The 19,818-nt window shown below is 61.7% G+C and carries 21 protein-coding genes; 5 read left to right on the top strand and 16 right to left on the bottom strand.

Annotated features, from left to right (window positions below; genetic code table 11):
• Positions 1 to 23 precede the first annotated feature (23 nt).
• From DYL61_RS08690 to DYL61_RS08675, 4 genes are all read left to right on the top strand, one after another.
• The gene (locus tag DYL61_RS08690; RefSeq protein ID WP_003175481.1) at positions 24 to 362 is read left to right on the top strand and encodes a YbaB/EbfC family nucleoid-associated protein; all 339 of its coding nucleotides are present in this window, start codon (positions 24 to 26) and stop codon (positions 360 to 362) included.
• Positions 363 to 494: 132 nt separating this feature from the next.
• Positions 495 to 1,520: an NADP-dependent oxidoreductase gene (locus DYL61_RS08685; protein ID WP_135307985.1), complete on the top strand. Its 1,026-nt coding sequence runs from the start codon at positions 495 to 497 to the stop codon at positions 1,518 to 1,520.
• A gap of 58 nt (positions 1,521 to 1,578) precedes the next feature.
• Positions 1,579 to 2,181: a recombination mediator RecR gene (recR, locus tag DYL61_RS08680; RefSeq protein WP_014719453.1), complete on the top strand. Its 603-nt coding sequence runs from the start codon at positions 1,579 to 1,581 to the stop codon at positions 2,179 to 2,181.
• Positions 2,182 to 2,379: 198 nt separating this feature from the next.
• Positions 2,380 to 3,528 carry an acyl-CoA dehydrogenase family protein gene (locus DYL61_RS08675; RefSeq protein WP_135307984.1) on the top strand — a complete coding sequence of 383 codons (1,149 nt, stop codon included), beginning with the start codon at positions 2,380 to 2,382 and terminating at the stop codon, positions 3,526 to 3,528.
• Positions 3,529 to 3,678: 150 nt separating this feature from the next.
• Here the strand turns inward: DYL61_RS08675 and DYL61_RS08670 are convergent, their stop codons facing one another.
• Together DYL61_RS08670 and fnr are read right to left on the bottom strand one after the other, a co-directional pair.
• The gene (locus tag DYL61_RS08670) at positions 3,679 to 4,227 is read right to left on the bottom strand and encodes an adenine phosphoribosyltransferase (RefSeq protein WP_105697546.1); all 549 of its coding nucleotides are present in this window, start codon (positions 4,225 to 4,227) and stop codon (positions 3,679 to 3,681) included.
• Positions 4,228 to 4,307: 80 nt separating this feature from the next.
• Complete coding sequence (fnr, locus tag DYL61_RS08665; RefSeq protein ID WP_016979302.1) at positions 4,308 to 5,042, bottom strand: fumarate/nitrate reduction transcriptional regulator Fnr; 735 nt, start codon at positions 5,040 to 5,042, stop codon at positions 4,308 to 4,310.
• Positions 5,043 to 5,197: 155 nt separating this feature from the next.
• Between fnr and DYL61_RS08660 the strand changes: the two genes are divergently transcribed.
• On the top strand, positions 5,198 to 5,662 hold the full coding sequence (locus DYL61_RS08660; protein WP_135307983.1) for a hypothetical protein: 465 nt from the start codon (positions 5,198 to 5,200) through the stop codon (positions 5,660 to 5,662).
• Positions 5,663 to 5,668: 6 nt separating this feature from the next.
• On the opposite strand, the gene hemN is transcribed toward DYL61_RS08660, so the two are convergent.
• The 14 genes from hemN to ccoN (DYL61_RS08590) form a co-directional block, all read right to left on the bottom strand.
• Positions 5,669 to 7,051, bottom strand: coding sequence for an oxygen-independent coproporphyrinogen III oxidase (gene hemN / locus DYL61_RS08655; RefSeq protein ID WP_135307982.1), 1,383 nt, complete (start codon positions 7,049 to 7,051; stop codon positions 5,669 to 5,671).
• Positions 7,052 to 7,154: 103 nt separating this feature from the next.
• Entirely contained in the window at positions 7,155 to 7,838 is a 684-nt protein-coding gene (locus DYL61_RS08650) for a sulfite exporter TauE/SafE family protein (protein ID WP_135307981.1), read from the bottom strand.
• The gene (gene ccoS, locus DYL61_RS08645) at positions 7,831 to 8,043 is read right to left on the bottom strand and encodes a cbb3-type cytochrome oxidase assembly protein CcoS (RefSeq protein WP_033900568.1); all 213 of its coding nucleotides are present in this window, start codon (positions 8,041 to 8,043) and stop codon (positions 7,831 to 7,833) included. Before ccoS ends, DYL61_RS08650 begins: the two co-directional genes overlap by 8 nt.
• 22 nt (positions 8,044 to 8,065) lie before the next feature.
• Positions 8,066 to 10,510, bottom strand: coding sequence for a heavy metal translocating P-type ATPase (locus DYL61_RS08640; protein ID WP_135307980.1), 2,445 nt, complete (start codon positions 10,508 to 10,510; stop codon positions 8,066 to 8,068).
• A gap of 141 nt (positions 10,511 to 10,651) precedes the next feature.
• Positions 10,652 to 11,191 (bottom strand): FixH family protein, encoded by a 540-nt coding sequence (locus tag DYL61_RS08635; protein ID WP_105694755.1) that lies wholly within the window; start codon positions 11,189 to 11,191, stop codon positions 10,652 to 10,654.
• A gap of 17 nt (positions 11,192 to 11,208) precedes the next feature.
• On the bottom strand, positions 11,209 to 12,612 hold the full coding sequence (gene ccoG / locus DYL61_RS08630; RefSeq protein WP_135307979.1) for a cytochrome c oxidase accessory protein CcoG: 1,404 nt from the start codon (positions 12,610 to 12,612) through the stop codon (positions 11,209 to 11,211).
• Between the two features lie 299 nt (positions 12,613 to 12,911).
• Entirely contained in the window at positions 12,912 to 13,889 is a 978-nt protein-coding gene (ccoP, locus tag DYL61_RS08625) for a cytochrome-c oxidase, cbb3-type subunit III (protein ID WP_135307978.1), read from the bottom strand.
• Positions 13,886 to 14,071 carry a CcoQ/FixQ family Cbb3-type cytochrome c oxidase assembly chaperone gene (locus DYL61_RS08620; protein WP_005790274.1) on the bottom strand — a complete coding sequence of 62 codons (186 nt, stop codon included), beginning with the start codon at positions 14,069 to 14,071 and terminating at the stop codon, positions 13,886 to 13,888. The genes ccoP (DYL61_RS08625) and DYL61_RS08620 overlap by 4 nt, the downstream gene beginning before the upstream one ends.
• 5 nt (positions 14,072 to 14,076) lie before the next feature.
• A complete protein-coding gene (ccoO, locus tag DYL61_RS08615; protein ID WP_003193167.1) occupies positions 14,077 to 14,685 on the bottom strand; it encodes a cytochrome-c oxidase, cbb3-type subunit II in 609 nt (202 codons plus the stop codon).
• Complete coding sequence (gene ccoN / locus DYL61_RS08610) at positions 14,685 to 16,127, bottom strand: cytochrome-c oxidase, cbb3-type subunit I (RefSeq protein WP_105694758.1); 1,443 nt, start codon at positions 16,125 to 16,127, stop codon at positions 14,685 to 14,687. Before ccoN (DYL61_RS08610) ends, ccoO (DYL61_RS08615) begins: the two co-directional genes overlap by 1 nt.
• A gap of 474 nt (positions 16,128 to 16,601) precedes the next feature.
• On the bottom strand, positions 16,602 to 17,549 hold the full coding sequence (gene ccoP, locus DYL61_RS08605; protein ID WP_135307977.1) for a cytochrome-c oxidase, cbb3-type subunit III: 948 nt from the start codon (positions 17,547 to 17,549) through the stop codon (positions 16,602 to 16,604).
• Positions 17,546 to 17,746: a cbb3-type cytochrome oxidase subunit 3 gene (locus DYL61_RS08600; RefSeq protein ID WP_135307976.1), complete on the bottom strand. Its 201-nt coding sequence runs from the start codon at positions 17,744 to 17,746 to the stop codon at positions 17,546 to 17,548. The genes ccoP (DYL61_RS08605) and DYL61_RS08600 overlap by 4 nt, the downstream gene beginning before the upstream one ends.
• 3 nt (positions 17,747 to 17,749) lie before the next feature.
• Positions 17,750 to 18,358, bottom strand: coding sequence for a cytochrome-c oxidase, cbb3-type subunit II (ccoO, locus tag DYL61_RS08595; protein ID WP_105694762.1), 609 nt, complete (start codon positions 18,356 to 18,358; stop codon positions 17,750 to 17,752).
• A 10-nt stretch (positions 18,359 to 18,368) separates the two neighbouring features.
• The gene (gene ccoN, locus DYL61_RS08590) at positions 18,369 to 19,793 is read right to left on the bottom strand and encodes a cytochrome-c oxidase, cbb3-type subunit I (protein WP_105694763.1); all 1,425 of its coding nucleotides are present in this window, start codon (positions 19,791 to 19,793) and stop codon (positions 18,369 to 18,371) included.
• Between the last annotated feature and the right edge of the window lie 25 nt (positions 19,794 to 19,818).

Here is a 19,818-nt window from a genome sequence, read left to right as displayed (position 1 = left end):
CCACGTACTTTGAGGTGATTCCCATGATGAAAGGTGGCATGGCCGGCCTGATGAAGCAGGCGCAGCAGATGCAGGAAAAGATGGCCAAGATGCAGGAAGAACTGGCCAACGCCGAAGTCACCGGTAAAGCCGGTGGCGATATGGTCAGCGTGGTGATGACCGGTCGTCACGACATCAAGCGCGTCAGCATCGACCCAAGCGTATTGCCGGGTGTAGGCGAAGATGACCTGGAAATGCTCGAAGCGCTGTTTGCCGCGGCCGTCAACGACGCCGTGCGCAAGATCGAAGCCAACAGCCAGGAAAAAATGGGCGGCGTGACCGCTGGCATGCAACTGCCACCGGGCATGAAGCTGCCGTTCTGATCGGCGAGCGTTAGCTACAATCAAATGCCAGGCTCCGTGCCTGGCATTTTTGTTTGTGCCAATCTGATCGAACCCCGGCACCACAAGCACGGTCTGCACCCTATACCGATGGATTTGTAAAAGGAGCCCCTGATGCCTCAAGAACCGATTCTGAACCAGCGCATTGTCCTGGTCTCACGCCCACAGGGCGCGCCAACCCCGGAAAACTTCCGTCTGGAACGTGTAAACCTCCCAGAGTTGGCAGACGGTCAGGTACTGCTCAAAACCCTGTATCTGTCCCTCGATCCTTACATGCGTGGCCGCATGAGTGACGCGCCGTCCTACGCTGCACCAGTAGAAATCGACGAGGTCATGACCGGTGGCGCTGTCAGCCGTATCGAACAGTCACGTAATCCGAAGTTTGAGGTAGGCGACCTGGTGGTCGGCTCCACCGGCTGGCAAAGCCACAGCATTTCCGATGGCAGCAACCTGATCCCGGTGCCCAAGGGCCTGGCCAGCCCCTCCATGGCCTTGGGCGTGTTGGGCATGCCGGGCATGACCGCCTACATGGGCTTGATGGATATCGGCCAGCCGAAAGCCGGGGAAACCCTGGTGGTGGCGGCCGCATCCGGAGCAGTGGGCTCGGTGGTGGGGCAGGTGGCCAAGCTCAAGGGCTTGCGTGTGGTAGGTATCGCCGGCGGTGCGGACAAGTGCCGCTATGTGGTGGACGAACTGGGCTTTGATGCCTGCATCGACCACAAGAGCGCGACCTTCGCCAATGATCTGGCCCTGGCCTGCTTCAAGGGCGTGGACATCTATTTTGAAAACGTCGGCGGCAAGGTGTTTGACGCGGTGGTGCCGCTGCTCAACCCCAAGGCGCGCATTCCCCTGTGCGGCCTGATCGCAGGCTACAACGCCCATGAAGCGCCCAGCGGTCCCGATCGCTTGCCGGCGCTGCAACGCGTGCTGCTGACCAAGCGCGTGCGCATCCAGGGCTTTATCGTGTTTGACGACTACGGTGATCGTCAGCCGGAATTCATCAGCGCCATGGTGCCGTGGGTGCGCGACGGCAAGGTCAAATTCCGCGAAGACGTGGTGGAGGGCCTGGAGCAAGCCCCCGAAGCCTTTATCGGTTTGCTCGAAGGGCGCAACTTCGGCAAGTTGGTCGTACGCATTTGACGCTAATCCGGGGCGCGGGTATAAACCGCGTCTCGTTGTTTTGTCGGACCCTTCCCCCATGAGCTTCAGCCCCCTGATTCGCCAACTGATCGACGCCCTGCGCACGTTGCCGGGCGTCGGCCAGAAAACCGCCCAGCGCATGGCGCTGCAACTGCTGGAGCGTGACCGCAGCGGCGGCACCCGGTTGGCCCAGGCCCTGAGCCAGGCCATGGAGGGCGTAGGCCATTGCCGCCAGTGCCGCACCCTGACCGAAGAAGAACTGTGTCCGCAGTGCGCCGACCCGCGCCGCGATGACACGCTGCTGTGTGTCGTTGAGGGGCCGATGGATGTGTACGCCGTGGAGCAGACCGGTTATCGCGGGCGCTACTTCGTACTCAAGGGCCACTTGTCGCCGCTCGATGGCCTGGGGCCGGAAGCCATCGGCATTCCGCAACTGGTGGCGCGCATTGAAGAGCAGGGCACGTTCACCGAAGTGATCCTCGCCACCAACCCGACCGTGGAAGGTGAGGCGACGGCGCATTACATCGCCCAACTGCTGACCAACAAAGGCTTGATCACCTCGCGGATTGCCCACGGTGTGCCGTTGGGCGGCGAGCTGGAATTGGTGGATGGCGGCACCCTGGCGCATTCGTTTGCAGGTCGTAAACCCATCGCGCTCTAAAGCACACTGCAGGACAAAATGTGGGAGGGGGCTTGCCCCCGATGGCAGTGTGTCAGTCACAGCATTTGTAGCTGACCCACCGCTATCGGGGGCAAGCCCCCTCCCACATTAGCTTTGTGTTGTAGGTGAAATTTGTGATCGCTTGAAAACCAAGCAAGCGCTTGGTAATTTCCCTCCACCTCTGCGTGGAGTTTGCCGATGTCTGCCTATCAGGATTACTTCGACCCCAGCCACCAATTGGTCCGCGACAGCGTGCGCCGTTTTGTCGAGCGTGAGCTGCTGCCGGGTATCGAGCAGTGGGAGGAGGCCGAGAGCTTTCCCCGTGAGCTGTACCTCAAGGCTGGCACGGCGGGGATCCTGGGGATCGGCTATCCCGAAGGCCTGGGCGGTAGCCATGAAGGCGACCTGTTCGCCAAGGTTGCCGCCAGCGAAGAACTGATGCGTTGTGGTTCTGGCGGGGTGGTGGCGGGCCTCGGCTCACTGGATATCGGCCTGCCGCCCGTCATCAAATGGGCTCGACCCGACGTGCGCGACCGCGTGGTCCCGCAGGTGCTGGCAGGCGAAAAGATCATCGCCCTGGCCGTCACCGAACCCGGCGGCGGCTCCGATGTGGCCAACCTGCAAACCCGCGCCCTACGCGAGGGCGATCATTACCGCGTCAGCGGCAGCAAGACCTTTATCACCAGCGGCATCCAGGCCGACTACTACACCGTCGCCGTGCGTACGGGTGGGCCAGGCTTCGGCGGTATCAGCCTGCTGCTGATCGAAAAAGACACCCCTGGATTCAGCACCGGCCAGCCTTTAAAAAAAATGGGTTGGTGGGCGTCAGACACGGCTGAATTGTTTTTCGACGACTGCCGGGTGCCGGTGGGCAACCTGATCGGCGCCGAGAACATGGGCTTTGCCTGCATCATGGGCAACTTCCAAAGTGAACGCCTGGCCCTGGCATTGATGGCCAACATGACGGCGCAGCTGGCGCTGGAGGAAAGCCTCAAGTGGGCGGCCCAGCGCGAAGCGTTCGGCAAACCCATCGGCAAGTTCCAGGTGCTCAAGCACCGGCTGGCGGAAATGGCCACGGCGGTGGAAGTGTCGCGGGAGTTCACCTACCGCCAGGCGGCGAAGATGGCGGCGGGCAACAGTGTGATCAAGGAAATTTCCATGGCCAAGAACCTGGCGACCGACACGGCCGACCGGGTCACGTACGACGCGGTGCAGATCCTGGGCGGGCAGGGCTATATGCGCGGCAGCCTGGTGGAGCGGCTGTATCGGGATAACCGCATCCTGTCGATTGGCGGGGGGACGCGGGAGGTGATGAACGAGATCATCAGCAAGCAGATGGGGCTTTAGCCTTGTGGTGATTTTTAGGGTCCTATCGGGGGCAAGTCGAATCGTCGCACCGCCCCTCCCACATTGACTGCATTCACACATTTTGAATTGTGAACACAGTCAGTGTGGGAGGGGGCTTGCCCCCGATAGGGCCGGTACAGGCAACAAAAATTACTGTTCAGTCAACCCAAACTGAGTCAAACAAAACGTCGGAATCCCCATATCTTCCAGGCGCTGCGACCCACCCAGCTCCGGCAAATCAATAATCGCCGCCGCTTCAAAGATCCTCGCCCCCATGCGTCGCACCAGGTTCGCCGCTGCGATCAAGGTGCCGCCCGTGGCGATCAAGTCATCGAACATCAGCACCGAATCACCCTCGCACAGGCTGTCGGCATGCACTTCCAGGAACGCCTCGCCGTATTCGGTCTGGTAACCCTCGGCCAGCACATCAGCCGGCAGTTTGCCTTGCTTGCGGAACAGGATCAGCGGTTTGTTCAGCTGGTAGGCGATGATCGAGCCGATCAGGAACCCACGCGCATCCATCGCGCCAATATGGGTGAAATCGGCCTCGACATAGCGATGGGCAAAGCTGTCTGCCACCAGGCGCAGGGCTCGGGGCGATTGGAACAGCGGCGTGATGTCACGAAAGATCACCCCAGGCTTGGGGAAGTCGATGACGGGGCGGATCAGGGATTTGATGTCGAACGAATCGAAAGTCATCGTCGAAGAGTCCTGGGGCTGGAAACGGACTCGAAGTATACCTGCGGCCTCGCCGATTGGCGCGGCCGCAAGCCGCTGTCTCAACCTTCCAGGGAACCACCGGCCAGCGCGCACAGCTGGATCGGGTCGAGAATGTGCACTTCCTTGCCTTCGGCAGCGATCAACTCATTCTGCTGAAAGCGAGTGAACACGCGGGACACGGTTTCCACCGCCAGGCCCAGGTAGTTGCCGATTTCGTTGCGCGACATGCTCAGGCGGAACTGATTGGCCGAGAACCCACGGGCGCGGAAACGGGCCGACAGGTTGACCAGGAACGTGGCGATGCGCTCGTCCGCGGTTTTCTTCGACAACAGCAGCATCATTTGCTGGTCGTCGCGGATTTCGCGGCTCATCACCCGCATCAACTGACGGCGCAATTGCGGCAGTTGCAGGGCCAGTTCGTCGAGGCGCTCGAAGGGGATTTCGCACACCGACGTGGTTTCCAGCGCCTGGGCCGACACCGGGTGAATCTCGGTGTCCATGCCCGACAAGCCCACCAACTCGCTGGGCAAGTGGAAACCGGTGATCTGCTCTTCGCCGCTGTCGCTCAGGCTGAACGTCTTCAACGCACCCGAACGTACTGCATAAACGGAATCGAACTTGTCGCCCTGGCGAAACAGAAACTCGCCTTTTTTCAGCGGGCGGCCGCGTTTAACGATGTCGTCCAGCGCATCCATGTCTTCCAAATTCAGCGAAAGTGGCAAGCAGAGGGGCGCCAGGCTGCAATCCTTGCAATGAGCCTGGCTGTGAGCGCGCAGTTTGACTGGCTCGGACATTTCTTAAATCCTTGTGGGAAAACACACATAAGACGTAAGGGTAACGCACTGGGGGGCGAGGAGGCCAGCCTGTACAAAAAACAGGCAGGGGTATAAAGATTTTTCAGGGTGTGCCGATTGCCTGTTAATACCCCTCGAACCCGGATGTTCACAAGATGCCTTCCTTGACGCTTGATCTGGCGCTACGCACGCAGATTGCGACAGCACCTGAAACCAAAAAGACTGCCAGCGCAGGCGCGGTTGTCGATGCTCCGACGACTGCTGAGGCCAAGCCTGCGGTGTCGGTGGTGATTTCCGGTGCTGCGATGAAAGCGGCAGCCGCCGAGAAAACCTCCAACAGTGATATCGAAGACAGCGGCCTGTCGGATACCGTCCAGCAATTGCTGAAGATGATCCGTGAAATCAAAAAGCAAATCGCCGAGAAGCAGGCCGAGCTGGCAGCGGTGATGGCTGACAAGTCACTGAGCCCCGAGCAGGCCCAGGCCAAGGTTGCTGCTCTGCAGTCGGCGCTAGGCGCACTGCAGGCCAGTTTGACCACGGCCCAGGCATCCTTGACCAAGGCGATGAAAGACATGGGCGCCGAGGAAGCGATGAAGGTGACCAGTCTGCTGATGAAGTAGCCGCACTCAAATCACCCGCGAAAACCGCTGCCGGTTCTGATGCTCAAGGTAAGCGTCGAACACCATGCACACCGACCGCACCAGCAACCGCCCAGCCGGCAACACCTGAATGCCCTGTGCATCCAGCGCGATCAAGCCGTCGGCGGCCATGGCCTCAAGCTGTGGCCAGATTTCGTCGAAATACCCGCGAAAATCAATGTTGAACGCCTGTTCGATCAGGTCGAAGGCCAGGCTGAAATTGCAGATCAGCTGCTGGATCACTTCCCGACGCAACCGATCATCCGTGGTGCACACCAGGCCACGGCTGGTGGCCAGTTGCGCGCTGGCCAAGGTGTTCTGATACGCGGCGAGGTCGCTGCTGTTCTGGCAATACAAATCGCCAATCTGGCTGATGGCCGACACCCCGAGGCCGATCAGGTCGCAGTGACCGTGGGTGGTGTAGCCCTGGAAGTTGCGTTGCAGGGTGCCTTCTTCCTGGGCAATGGCCAGTTCGTCATCCGGCAGGGCGAAGTGGTCCATGCCGATGTAGCGGTAACCGGCCTGGGTCAATTGCTCGATGGTGGTTTGCAGCATCAACAGCTTTTCCGCCGGGGAGGGCAGCTCTTCGGTGTTGATACGCCGCTGGGGCATGAAGCGCTCCGGCAGGTGTGCGTAGTTGAACACTGACAGGCGATCCGGTTGCAGGCGGATCACTTCCTCAACGGTGCGCGCAAAGTTCAGCGGGGTCTGCTTGGGCAGGCCGTAGATCAGGTCGATGTTGATCGAGCGAAATTGCAGGGTGCGCGCCGCGTCGATCACGGCGCGGGTTTCTTCCAGGCTTTGCAGGCGATTGACCGCGCGCTGCACCTCGGGGTCGAGGTCTTGCAGGCCGATGCTCACACGGTTGAAACCCAGCTCGCGCAGCAGGCCCATGGTGGCCCAGTCGGCTTCGCGAGGGTCGATCTCGATGCCGTAGTCGCCGGAGTCGTCGTCGAGCAAATTGAAATGTTGGCGCAGGCAGCCCATGACCTGGCGCAGTTCATCGTGGCTGAGAAAGGTCGGGGTGCCGCCGCCAAAGTGCAACTGTTCCACCGGCTGTTTCGGGTCGAGGTGGCAGGCCATCAGCTGGATTTCCTGCTCCAGGCGTTGCAGGTACGCCTGGGCGCGGCCACGGTCCTTGGTGATCACTTTGTTACAGGCGCAGTAGTAGCAAATGTTCGCGCAGAACGGCACATGCACATACAGCGACAGCGGTCGCACCGCCTTGCGGCTGTCGCGCAGGGCGTGGAGCAGGTCGAACGTGCCGACCTGGCTGTCGAATTGTACGGCGGTGGGGTAGGACGTATAGCGCGGCCCCGCCAGGTCATAGCGGTGAATCAGATCGGTGTCCCAACGAATGGCGTCGAGCATGCGGGCGGTCCCCGGGATAGGCTAGTGAGCCGAGTCTAGGGGCGTGGCGGCGGGTGCATGTTGATTTGCATCAACGGGGAGCGGCGCTATGCCACATCGCCTTTTAGTGGCCCATTAGCCAGTGCTGGTGTGGGCCCGGCAAGGTCCAGATGCCGAACAGCATCACCAGCAGGCCACCGGCCATGCGCACGCTGCGTTTGCGCAGCACGGCGGTGATTCGCTCAGCCGCCAGGCCCGTAGCCAATAGTACCGGCCAGGTGCCCAGCCCGAATGCCAGCATCAGCAGGCCACTGTCGAAGGCGTTGCCCTGGCTCGCCGCCCACAGCAGGGTGCTGTAGACCAACCCGCACGGCAACCAGCCCCACAGCGCGCCCAACAGCAAGGCTCGGGGCAGGCTGGACACCGGCAGCAAACGGCCCGCAACCGGCTGGATATGCCGCCACAGGCCGCGACCGAGTGCTTCGATACGGGTGAGGCCGCTCCACCAACCGGCCAGATACAAGCCCATGCTGATCAGCAGCAACCCGGCCAGCACGCGCATAAACATTGCCGCCGGGCTATTTGCCACCGCCCAGCCGGCAAGGCCGATCAATACGCCAGCGGTGGCATAGCTGAGGATGCGCCCCAGGTTGTACGCCAGCAGCAAACGCAAGCGACGGCTGCGTTGTTCCGGGGGAATCGCCAGGGTCAGCGCGCCCATCAAGCCGCCGCACATGCCCAGGCAATGGCCGCCACCGAGCAGGCCGAGGATCAGCGCGGAGATCAGCAGCGGCGCCAGTTCAAGCATGGGGCGGGTCTTTGGGCGGTTGTTCGGGGTGGTTGGCTTCTTCGATACCGGCCAGGTGATTGGGGTCCTGGTCGTCGAACAGCACGCTGTGGGCCGGGCCGTCGAGGTCGTCGTACTGGCCGCTGTCCACGGCCCAGAAGAAGATGTAGATGGCGACACCCACCAATAACAGCGCCGCTGGGATCATCACGTAGAGAGCTGGCATCTGTACTCCAGGCCCACGCGGCTCAGGCCGGCAGCGGGCGGGTTACGGTGGGGGCGCTTGCGGCCGGCGCGCTCGGCAAGCGAGTCAGGCGCAGGGCGTTGAGCACCACGGTCAACGAACTGAGGGACATACCGATCGCTGCCCAGATCGGCGTGATCCAACCCAGGGCGGCAAACGGCAACATCAGGCCATTGTACAGCCCGGCCCACAACAGGTTTTCAATGATGACCCGGCGGGTGCGGCGCGCCAGGGTAAAGGCTTGCACCAGCGCGTCCAGGCGGTTGGACAGCAGTACCGCATCGGCGCTGGTCTTGGCCAGGTCGGTGGCCGAGCCCATGGCCACGCTGATATCGGCGGCGGCCAGCACCGGCACATCGTTGACCCCATCGCCGAGCATCAGCACTTTGCGGCCTTGCTGGTGCAGTTGTTGCAGCACTTGCAGCTTGTCGTCGGGACGCAGGCCGCCACGGGCTTCGTCGATTCCCAGTTCGGCAGCGACGCTGGCCACCATCGGCGAACTGTCCCCCGACAGCAGCAATGTCCGCCAGCCACGCGCCTTGCAGGCCGCCAGCAGGGCCGGGGCATCGCTGCGCAGGCGGTCGTCCAGCACAAACCAGGCCAGCGCACCGTCGCGGTCGCCCAGCAGCAGCCACTGCCCGGCTTCATTCGGCGAAGGCGGGACAGGGCAGCCACTCAGTTCGCACACAAACCCCGGTTGGCCGATGCGCAGCTGTCGCTCGCCGACCCGGCCTTCCAGGCCGAGGCCGGGGGTGTTGAGTACTTCATCGGCGGCCAACGGTGCGCGGCCAAAGGCGCGGGCAATCGGGTGTTCGGAGCGGTTTTCCAGGGCGGCGGCCAGACTCAGGCAGAGGTCGCTGTTCAGCGTGCCCAGAGGGCGGATCGCCCGCAGGGCCAGGCGCCCTTCGGTGAGGGTGCCGGTCTTGTCGAAGATCACCGTGTCGATCTGGTTCAAGCCTTCCAGTACATGGCCACGGGTCAGCAGCAAACCGAGTTTGTGCAAGGTGCCGGTGGCGGCGGTGAGGGCGGTGGGTGTGGCCAGGGACAGTGCGCACGGGCAGGTCGCCACCAGCATTGCCAGCACGATCCAGAATGCTCGCGATGGATCCAGCTCCCACCACACCAGGCCGATCACCGCAGCGGCGATCAGAGAGCACAACAGGAACCATTGCGCGGCGCGGTCGGCGATTTCGGCCAGGCGCGGCTTCTCGGCCTGGGCCCGTTCCAGCAGGCGCACGATGGCCGACAGGCGTGTGTCGTGGCCGAGGGCGCGCACTTCGACAGTCAGGGCGCCGTCCACATTCAGGGTGCCTGCGGTCACGGCATCGCCCGCTCGACGCGGTTGCGGCAGGTACTCGCCGGTGAGCAGGGACTCATCGATGCTGGATTGGCCGTCGAGAATCACCCCGTCCGCCGGCAATACCGCGCCGGGATGCACCAGCACGCGGTCGCCCAGGGCCAGTTCGCTAAGCAGAATGCGCTCGCTTTGCCCATCGCGCTTCAAGCGCAGGCACGACGCGGGCAGCAAATTGACCAACTGCGCCGTGGCCGCCGCTGTGCGTTCCCGTGCGCGGCGCTCCAGGTAGCGGCCAGCCAGCAGGAACAGCGCGAACATGCCCACCGCGTCGAAATACAGCTCGCCGACGCCGGTGATTGCAGTCCAGATGCCTGCCAGATAGGCCCCGCCGATGGCCAGGGACACCGACACGTCCATGGTCAGGTGGCGTGTACGCAGGTCACGCAGGGCGCCTTTGAAAAACGGCGCGCAGCTGTAGAACACGATGGGGGTGGTGAGAAACATCGCGACCCAGCGCAGGATCACATGCAGCTCCGGGCTCAGGTCGATATTGAATTCCGGCCAGGTGGCCATGGTTGCCATCATCGCCTGGAACCACAGCAGGCCCGCTACGCCGAGCTGGCGCAAGGCCCGGCGGTTTTCGTTGGCCAGTTGTTCGGCGGCGCGGTCGGCTTGATAGGGGTGGGCGGCGTAGCCGATGTGGCGCAACTCGCTGAGCAGTTGGCTCAAGGGCAACTGCCCGTCGGCCCAACTTACGTGCAGGCGATGGTTGGACAGGTTCAGGCGCGCCTCGGCCACGGCGGGCAGGCTGCGCAGGTGTTTTTCGATCAGCCAGCCACAGGCGGCGCAGCTGATGCCTTCCATTAACAGGGTGGTTTCGGCGAGGTCGCCTGCGTGGCGTACGAAAGGTTTTTGCACGTCGGCGCGGTCGTACAACGCCAGTTCGTCCACCAATTGCACCGGCAGGGCCTCGGGGTTGGCGGAGGCTTCGCTGCGGTGCTGGTAATAGCTTTCCAGGCCACCGGCCACGATGGCTTCGGCCACGGCCTGGCAACCGGGGCAGCAGAGTTCACGGCGCTCACCGAGGATCACCGTGGTGAAACGGCTGCCGGAGGGGACGGGGAGGGCGCAGTGGTAGCAGGGGGTGGGCATGGGTTGGGATCTTTAGTGGCTGTTAGGGCCTCATCGGGGGCAAGCCCCCTCCCACACTGGAATGGGTTTACACATATCTATTGGTGAAACCTGTCAAATGTGGGAGGGGGCTTGCCCCCGATGCGCGAAGCGCAGGCTTTTCTATTTTTTCAGGTCCTCGGCACCTTGCAACGGCTCATCCCCCAGCAGCAAGTCCTTGGCATGGCTGACCTGTTCTTCTTCAAACATACGCCAGGTCCGGTCGCCTTCCACGCCAAGCAATTCCACGAAACGGCGGCCTTCGACCTTGTCGGTGACCTGGCCGATGTAGCGGCCGGGTTCGCTGTCGCTACGGGTCAGGGCGATCCTGCGGTCTTTTTCCGGCTGGGTCGGGGAGATCAGGTTCAGTTCCAGCGTGTTCGGGTTGCTGTAGCCCGTGAGGTGCAGCTCGACTTCACCGGTCAGTTCATCCAGGTGCACCTTGGCGCGCAGTTGCAGGGTTTGGGCCAGCAGTTCGCGGTCCAGGGAGCGGTTGATGCCTTTGCCGGCCTCGTAATAGTTGTCGTTGACCAGGTTGTCCGGGTTCTTTACCGCGATGGTCACCATGGACAAGGTCAACGTCACCGAGCAGGCCAGGATGCCAATGATGATCCAGGGCCAGAGGTGCTTGTACCAAGGGCTTGCGGCAGTTGCTACGGACATGGTTCGGCTCTCTGTATTCAACGAACTTGGGGGCCGATAAATCGGCTCTTGGCTTCAATATGGACGCTGGCGTCATCGGCGTCGGTGAGGATGAATTTCACCTCGTTGGTGCTCGACGGCAATTGTTCCGGTGCGCTCGACAGCTCCACCGGCATGCTGACGATATCGCCGGCAGCGACTTTGATTTCACGTCGGCCTTGCAGCTTGAGGTCCGGCAGGCCGGCGGCGTCGAGCACGTAGGTGTGGTCGCGCTGATCCTTGTTCATGATCTTCAGGCTGTAGACGTTTTCGATGCGGCCTTCGGCGTTTTCGCGGTACAGCACACGGTCCTTGCTCACGTCGAACCCCACCAGCGGACGCATGAAGAACGCCGCCACCAACAGGCTGATCATCGCCAGCAACACCAGCGCGTAACCGATCAGGCGTGGGCGCAGCTTATGGGTTTTCTGCCCGGACAGGTTGTGCTCGGTGGTGTAGCTGATCAGGCCGCGTGGGTACTCCATCTTATCCATGATGTTGTCGCAGGCGTCGATACAGGCGGCGCAGCCGATGCATTCGATTTGCAGGCCGTCGCGAATGTCGATACCGGTGGGGCACACCTGCACGCACATTGTGCAATCGATGCAATCGCCCAGGCCCTGGGCCTTGTAGTCGGTGCCTTTTTTCCGTGGGCCGCGCAGTTCGCCGCGGCGTGGGTCGTAGGAGACGATCAGGGTGTCCTTATCGAACATCACACTCTGGAACCGCGCATACGGGCACATGTAGATGCACACCTGTTCGCGCAGCCAGCCGGCGTTGCCGTAGGTGGCGAGGGTGAAGAAACCGACCCAGAAATACGACCAGCCATCGGCCTGGCCGGTGAAAAAGTCGATCACCAATTGGCGGATCGGCGAGAAGTAGCCGACAAAGGTCAGGCCGGTGACCAGGCCAATCAGCAGCCACAGGGTGTGTTTGCTGAATTTGCGCAGGAACTTGTTGGCGTCCATGGGTGCTTTATCGAGCTTGATGCGCTGGTTGCGGTCGCCTTCGGTGACTTTTTCGCACCACATGAAGATCCATGTCCACACGCTTTGCGGGCAGGTATAGCCGCACCACACGCGCCCGGCGTACACGGTGATAAAGAACAGGCCAAACGCCGCAACAATCAGAATGCCCGAGAGCAGGATGAAGTCCTGGGGCCAGAAGGTTGCGCCAAAGATAAAGAATTTACGCTCCGGCAGGTTCCACCACACCGCCTGGTGGCCACCCCAGTTCAGCCATACGGTGCCGAAGTAGAGGAGGAACAAACAGGCACCGCCGAGCATACGCAAATTGCGGAACAGGCCGGTGAAGGCGCGGGTGTAGATTTTCTCGCGCGAGGCGTAGAGGTCGACGGTTTTGTTCGGTGGGGTAACGTCATGTACCGGTATCTGCTTGCTCATCATTGCATCCCACGGCGGTGGAGATTTGCCTCGGCCAGTACGTGCCAGTCGGGGTCAAAAATAGACTGTTGCAGTGGCGTAATGATACGCCTGCGGTGGCGTTGAAAGGCGGCGACCTTCGTGACCTGGATCAATTGACCTGGCAAGTATGGTCGGTTTTGGCTGACCCGGTCTTCAAACCACTGGAGATTCAATGTGGGAGGGGGCTTGCCCCCGATAGCAGTGTGTCAGTCAGTGCATTTGTAACTGACCCACCGCCATCGGGGGCAAGCCCCCTCCCACATTGTTTGGCGGTGTGTTTACTGTTCCTCAGCCTTCTTATCCCCATGGGACAAGCTGTAAACATACGCCGCCAGCAAGTGCACCTTGTCATTGCCCTGCAACAGCTCCTGCGCCGGCATCTGGCCCTGGCGGCCGTAACGAATGGTCTGCTGCAACTGGGCAAAGCTCGAACCGTAGATGAACGCACCCGGATGCGTCAGGTCAGGCGCGCCCATCGCCGGAGTGCCTTTACCTTGTGGACCGTGGCAGGCGACGCAGTTGGCGGCGAACAGTTTCTCGCCGTTGGCCACGTCGGCCTTGGCGCCTTCCGGCAGTTTGCGCCCATCGAGGTTGGTCAGCACAAAGCCCGCCACGTCAGCCACGCCTTGTTCGCCGATGACTTCAGCCCAGGCCGGCATCACCGCATGACGGCCCTTCATGATGGTTTCCTTGATCGTTGCCGGTTCACCGCCCCAGCGCCAGTCGGCGTCGGTCAGGTTGGGGAAGCCGTAGGCGCCCTTGGCGTCGGAGCCGTGGCACACCGAGCAGTTGGAGGCGAACAGGCGGCCACCCATCTTCAAGGCTTGCGGGTCCTTGGCCACGTCTTCAATCGGCATCGCGGCGAATTTGGCGAAGATCGGCCCGAACTTGGCGTCCGACCTGGCCATTTCCTTTTCCCATTCGTGCACGCCGGTCCAGCCGGTCTGGCCGTTGGCGAAGGGGGTTTGCTTGTCGTTGTCGAGGTAGTTGTAGCCCGGCAGCACACCTTTCCAGTTGCCCAGCCCTGGGTAAAGCACCAGGTAGCCAAGGGCGAAGACGATGGTGCCGACAAACAGCATGAACCACCACTTGGGCAGCGGGTTGTCGTATTCCTCGATGCCGTCGAACGAATGGCCGACGGTTTCGTCGGTTTGCTCGGTGCGCTGGCCCTTGCGGGTCGACAGCAGCAGCCAGGTCAGGGCGAAGATGGTACCCAGACTGAGGACTGTGACGTACAGACTCCAGAACGTAGTCATTCTTTGTTACTCCTAGAAGCTTGCTCGACGTGCTTGATGGCTTCGGGATCATCCGCAAAGGGCAGCATGGTCGCGTCGTCAAACTCCGACTTGCGCCGTGGGCTGAACACCCACAGCGCCAGGCCGACAAAGGCCACCATCACCACAACGGTGCCCAGGCCTCGAATCATCCCGATATCCATGAAGGTCACCGTTTGCTTTTGATGATGGTGCCCAGGCCTTGCAGGTAGGCCACCAATGCGTCCATTTCGGTCTTGCCCTTCACGGCGGCGGCTGCACCGGCGATGTCTTCGTCGGTGTAGGGCACGCCCAGGGTGCGCAAGACTTCCATCTTCTTCGCGGTGTCCTTGCCGTCGAGCTTGTTTTCCACGAGGAACGGGTACGCCGGCATTTTCGACTCAGGCACCACGTTGCGCGGGTTGTACAAATGCGCACGTTGCCAGTCATCGGAGTAACGCCCGCCGACACGGGCCAGGTCCGGCCCGGTGCGCTTGGAACCCCACAGGAACGGGTGGTCCCACACGCTTTCGCCGGCCACCGAGTAGTGGCCGTAGCGTTCGGTTTCGGCGCGGAACGGGCGGATCATCTGCGAGTGGCAGCCCACGCAACCGTTGGCGATGTAGACGTCGCGGCCTTCCAGTTCAAGGGCGGTGCGCGGCTTCATGCCTTCCACCGGCTTGTTGGTCACGTCCTGGAAGAACAGCGGGACGATTTGGGTCAGGCCGCCGATGCTCACGGCGATGACCATGAAGAAGGCCAGCAGGCCGATATTCTTCTCGACTACTTCATGCTTCATCAGTGGGCTCCCACAACGGCGATCTTGGCGGCGGCTTCGGCTTCCACAGGGTCGGCGGCGTGCACGGTGCGCCAGACGTTGTAGGCCATCAGGAACATGCCGGAGGCAAAGAATGCACCGCCCAGGGCGCGCACGATGTAACCCGGGTGGCTGGCTTGCAGCGCTTCGACGAAGGAGTAGGTGAGGGTGCCGTCATCGTTGATCGCACGCCACATCAGGCCTTGGGTGATGCCGTTGACCCACATCGAGGCGATGTAGAGCACGGTGCCGATGGTGGCCAGCCAGAAGTGCGCGTTGATCAGGCCGACGCTGTGCATCTGCGGGCGGCCGTACAGTTTGGGGATCATGTGGTACAGCGCGCCGATGGAAATCATCGCCACCCAGCCGAGGGCGCCGGCGTGTACGTGGCCGATGGTCCAGTCGGTGTAGTGGGACAGCGAGTTGACGGTCTTGATCGCCATCATCGGCCCTTCGAAGGTCGACATGCCGTAGAACGCCAGGGACACCACGAGGAAGCGCAGGATCGGGTCGGTGCGCAATTTATGCCAGGCGCCCGACAGGGTCATCATGCCGTTGATCATGCCGCCCCAGCTCGGAGCCAGCAGGATGATCGACATCGCCATGCCCAGCGACTGCGCCCAGTCCGGCAGCGCGGTGTAGTGCAAGTGGTGTGGGCCCGCCCAGATATACAGGGTGATCAGCGCCCAGAAGTGCACGATGGACAAGCGGTACGAGTAAATAGGACGTTCGGCCTGTTTCGGCACGAAGTAGTACATCATCCCCAGGAAACCGGTGGTCAGGAAAAACCCCACCGCGTTGTGCCCGTACCACCACTGGATCATCGCATCCGTCGCCCCGGCGTAGGCCGAATAGGACTTGAACAGGCTGACCGGCAGGGAGGCGTGGTTGACGATGTGCAGCATCGCCGTCACCAGGATAAAGGCACCGTAGAACCAGTTGCCGACGTAGATATGCTTGGTCTTGCGCTTGACGATGGTGCCGAAGAACACCACGGCATAGGTCACCCACACGATGGCGAGCAAAATGGCGATGGGCCATTCCAGCTCGGCGTATTCCTTGGTGGTGGTGTAGCCCAGTGGCAGGGTGACCACTGCGCCGACGATGACTGCTTGCCAGCCCCAGAAGGTGAAGGCGGCGAGGCCGTCGGAGATCAGTCGCGTCTGGCAGGTTCGCTGCACGACATAGTAGGAGGTGGCAAACAAGGCACATCCACCGAAGGCGAAGATCACCAGGTTGGTGTGCAGCGGGCGCAGGCGACCGAAGGTCGTCCATGGCAAACCGAAATTCAATTCCGGCCAAACCAGTTGCGAGGCGATGAACACCCCGAGCCCCATGCCAAGGATCCCCCAGACCACCGTCATGATGGCGAACTGGCGGACTACCTTATAGTTATAAGCAGTCGGACTGATTGCTGTGCTCATTCTAAGGTTCCACGGTTTAGGTATTTTTATAGGTAGAAATCGGCCGCAAGTATGGAGAAAGCGAGAGGCCAATGCAACGCAACGCTGACCTGCGTCAAGGCGTTCCACGCCAGATTCTGCGCCCTTTCCCTGTTTGGCGTAAGGACAAAATCCTAAATCAAAAGCTGATCGAGTGGACAAGAATTTTTTAGGGTCGCAACGAATGCTGTTGCGTACGCTAAAAACGGTCCGCTGTGGGGCAAGCGTAGACCCGAATGTCAGGAGGGGAAAGTTGTGCTTTGGAAGGGTGCGACGCTTGGTCGCATAGAGGACACGACTTAGTCGAGAGTGAACAATGTACATGTGGCGAGGGAGCTTGCTCCCGTTGGAGTGCGAAGCGCTCCCAGGATTTTGGGGCCGCTTCGCAGCCCAGCGGGAGCAAGCTCCCTCGCCACAGTACAGCGGCCGCCCCTCAATTGGGGCGGCGGTCGAAGGTTACTCGGGCTGGCTTTCTGGCGTTGCGCCATCAGCGTTATGGGACAGGCTGTAAACATACGCCGCCAACAAGTGCACCTTGTCGTTCCCCTGCATCACATCCTGCGCCGGCATCTGGCCTTGGCGGCCATGGCGAATGGTCTGCTGCAACTGCGCCAGGCTGGTGCCGTAGATAAATCCGGCGGGTTCGGTCAGGTTTGGCGCGCCCATGGCTTCCATGCCGTGGCCTTGCGGGCCGTGGCAGGCGACGCAGGTGGTGTTGAACGCAGCTTGGCCGGCCGCCAGGTCGGCGGTGCTGTCTGCGGGCAGTGGCAACTTGGCCAGGTCGTGACGCACATAGGCGGCGACGTTTTTAACTCCGTCTTCGCCGAGTATTTCACCCCAGGCCGGCATTGCCGCGTGGCGACCGTTCAAGATGGTGGTCTTGATCGCCTCGGCCGAACCGCCCCAGCGCCAGATGTTATCCGCCAGGTTCGGGAAGCCATATGCGCCCTTGGCATCCGAGCCATGGCACACCGCGCAGTTGGAGGCGAACAGGCGTCCTCCCATTTTCAGCGCTTGCGGGTCTTTGGCGACTTCTTCCACTGGCATCGCCGCGAATTTGGCGAAGATCGGCCCGAACTTGGTGTCGGCACGGGTCATCTCCTTGTCCCACTCCTTGGCCGAGGTCCAGCCGTCTTCATAACCCGGCAACACGCCTTTCCAGTTGCCCAGGCCCGGATAGAGGATCAGGTAGCCGACGGCAAACACCAAGGTGCCGGCGAACAGCATGAACCACCACTGGGGCAGCGGGTTGTCGTATTCCTCGATCCCGTCGAAGGCGTGGCCCATGGTCTGGTCCACGCTGCCCTTGGTCTCGCCCTTGCGGGTGCCGATCAACAGCCAGGTCAGGCCGATCAGGCTGCCGAGGGTCAGTACGCAGATCCATGTACTCCAGAATAGGGTCATGGCCGATTGCTCCTTGTTGCAGGCTCTTCTTGAGCGTCGGATGGGGAAGGTTCATCGGCGAAAGGCAGCAGGCGCGCCTGCTCGAACTCCGAATTGCGTCGGTTGTTGAACACCCACAGCGACAGGCCGATAAAGGCGATGGCCACCACCAGTGTGCCGAGGCCGCGGATGGTGCCTGCATCGAATTCAAATCCCATGGCTCACCTCTTGCTCTTGATGGCAGTGCCGAGCACTTGCAGGTACGCAACCAGCGCGTCCATTTCGGTCTTGCCCTTGAGGCTGGCCACGGCACCACTGATGTCGTCGTCGGTGTACGGCACGCCGAGGGTGCGCATCACTTGCAACTTTTTCTCGGTGTGGCTGCTGTCGACCTGGGCCGTGACCAACCACGGGTAGGCCGGCATTTTCGACTCGGGCACCACGTTGCGCGGGTTGTACAGGTGCGCGCGGTGCCAGTCGTCAGAGTAGCGCGCGCCGACGCGGGCCAGGTCCGGGCCGGTGCGCTTGGAGCCCCACAGGAACGGGTGGTCCCACACGCTTTCGCCCGCCACCGAGTAGTGGCCGTAGCGTTCGGTCTCGGCGCGGAACGGGCGGATCATCTGCGAGTGGCACTGCACACAGCCTTCGCGGATGTAGATGTCGCGGCCTTCCAGTTGCAGCGCGGTGTAGGGCTTCATGCCTTCGACCGGCTTGTTGGTCACGTCCTGGAAGAACAGCGGGACGATCTGGGTCAGGCCGCCGATACTCACGGCCAGCACCATCAGCAGCATCAGCAGGCCGACGTTTTTTTCAATCGTTTCGTGTTTCATCACAGACTCCTCAGGCCAACTGCGCAGTGGTGGTGGCTTCGACAGGCTGCGCGGAACGCACGGTGCGCCAGGTGTTGTACGCCATCAGGAACATGCCGCTGAGGAACACCGCACCGCCCACCAACCGCACGATGAAGCCAGGGTGGCTGGCCACCAGGGTTTCGACGAAGGAGTAGGTCAAGGTGCCGTCTTCGTTGACCGCACGCCACATCAGGCCCTGGGCGATGCCGTTGACCCACATCGAAGCGATGTAGAGCACGGTGCCGATGGTGGCCAGCCAGAAGTGCGCGTTGATCAGGCCGAGGCTGTACATCTGCTCGCGACCGAAGATTTTCGGGATCATGTGGTACAGCGCGCCGATGGAGATCATCGCCACCCAACCCAGGGCGCCGGCGTGTACGTGGCCGATGGTCCAGTCGGTGTAGTGGGAGAGGGCGTTGACGGTCTTGATCGCCATCATCGGGCCTTCGAACGTCGACATGCCGTAGAACGCCAGGGAAACCACGAGGAAGCGCAGGATCGGGTCGCTGCGCAACTTATGCCAGGCGCCCGAGAGGGTCATCATGCCGTTGATCATGCCGCCCCAACTTGGCGCCAGCAGCACCAGCGACATCACCATGCCCAGCGACTGCGCCCAGTCCGGCAGCGCGGTGTAGTGCAAGTGGTGCGGGCCCGCCCAGATGTACAGGGTGATCAGTGCCCAGAAGTGCACGATGGACAAGCGATAGGAATACACCGGACGCTCAGCCTGTTTCGGCACGAAGTAGTACATCATCCCCAAAAAGCCTGCGGTGAGGAAAAAGCCTACCGCGTTGTGCCCATACCACCACTGCACCATGGCATCCGTCGCACCACCGTAGAGGGAGTAGGACTTGGTCAGGCTGACCGGGATTTCCAGGTTGTTGACGATATGCAGGATTGCCACGGTGATGATGAACGCCCCGAAGAACCAGTTACCGACGTAGATGTGCTTGGTGTTGCGCTTCATCACCGTGCCGAAGAACACGATGGCGTAGGCCACCCAGACGATGGTGATGAGGATGTCGATCGGCCATTCCAGCTCGGCGTATTCCTTGGAGCTGGTGTAGCCCAGCGGCAAGGAGATCGCGGCCAACAGGATGACCAACTGCCAGCCCCAGAAGCAGAACGCGGCGATTTTCGGCGCGAACAGCTGGGTTTGGCAGGTGCGTTGCACCGAGTAGAAGGAGCTGGCAAACAGCGCGCAGCCACCGAACGCGAAGATCACCGCGTTGGTGTGCAACGGGCGCAGGCGGCCGAAGCTGGTCCAGGGTAAATCGAAGTTGAGCGCAGGCCAGACCAATTGGGCAGCGAGAAAAACCCCGAGCCCCATGCCGACGATGCCCCACACCACCGTCATAATGGCGAATTGGCGGACCACCTTGTAGTTATAGGCGGTACTTAAAGTAGTGTTCATGGTTCCCCATCCACGGTTCAACCCA

This window comes from Pseudomonas nabeulensis (assembly GCF_004682045.1).
GTDB lineage: Bacteria > Pseudomonadota > Gammaproteobacteria > Pseudomonadales > Pseudomonadaceae > Aquipseudomonas > Aquipseudomonas nabeulensis.
Note: the sequence above shows the minus strand (reverse complement) of the source record. Positions and strands in the feature narration are given on the sequence as shown.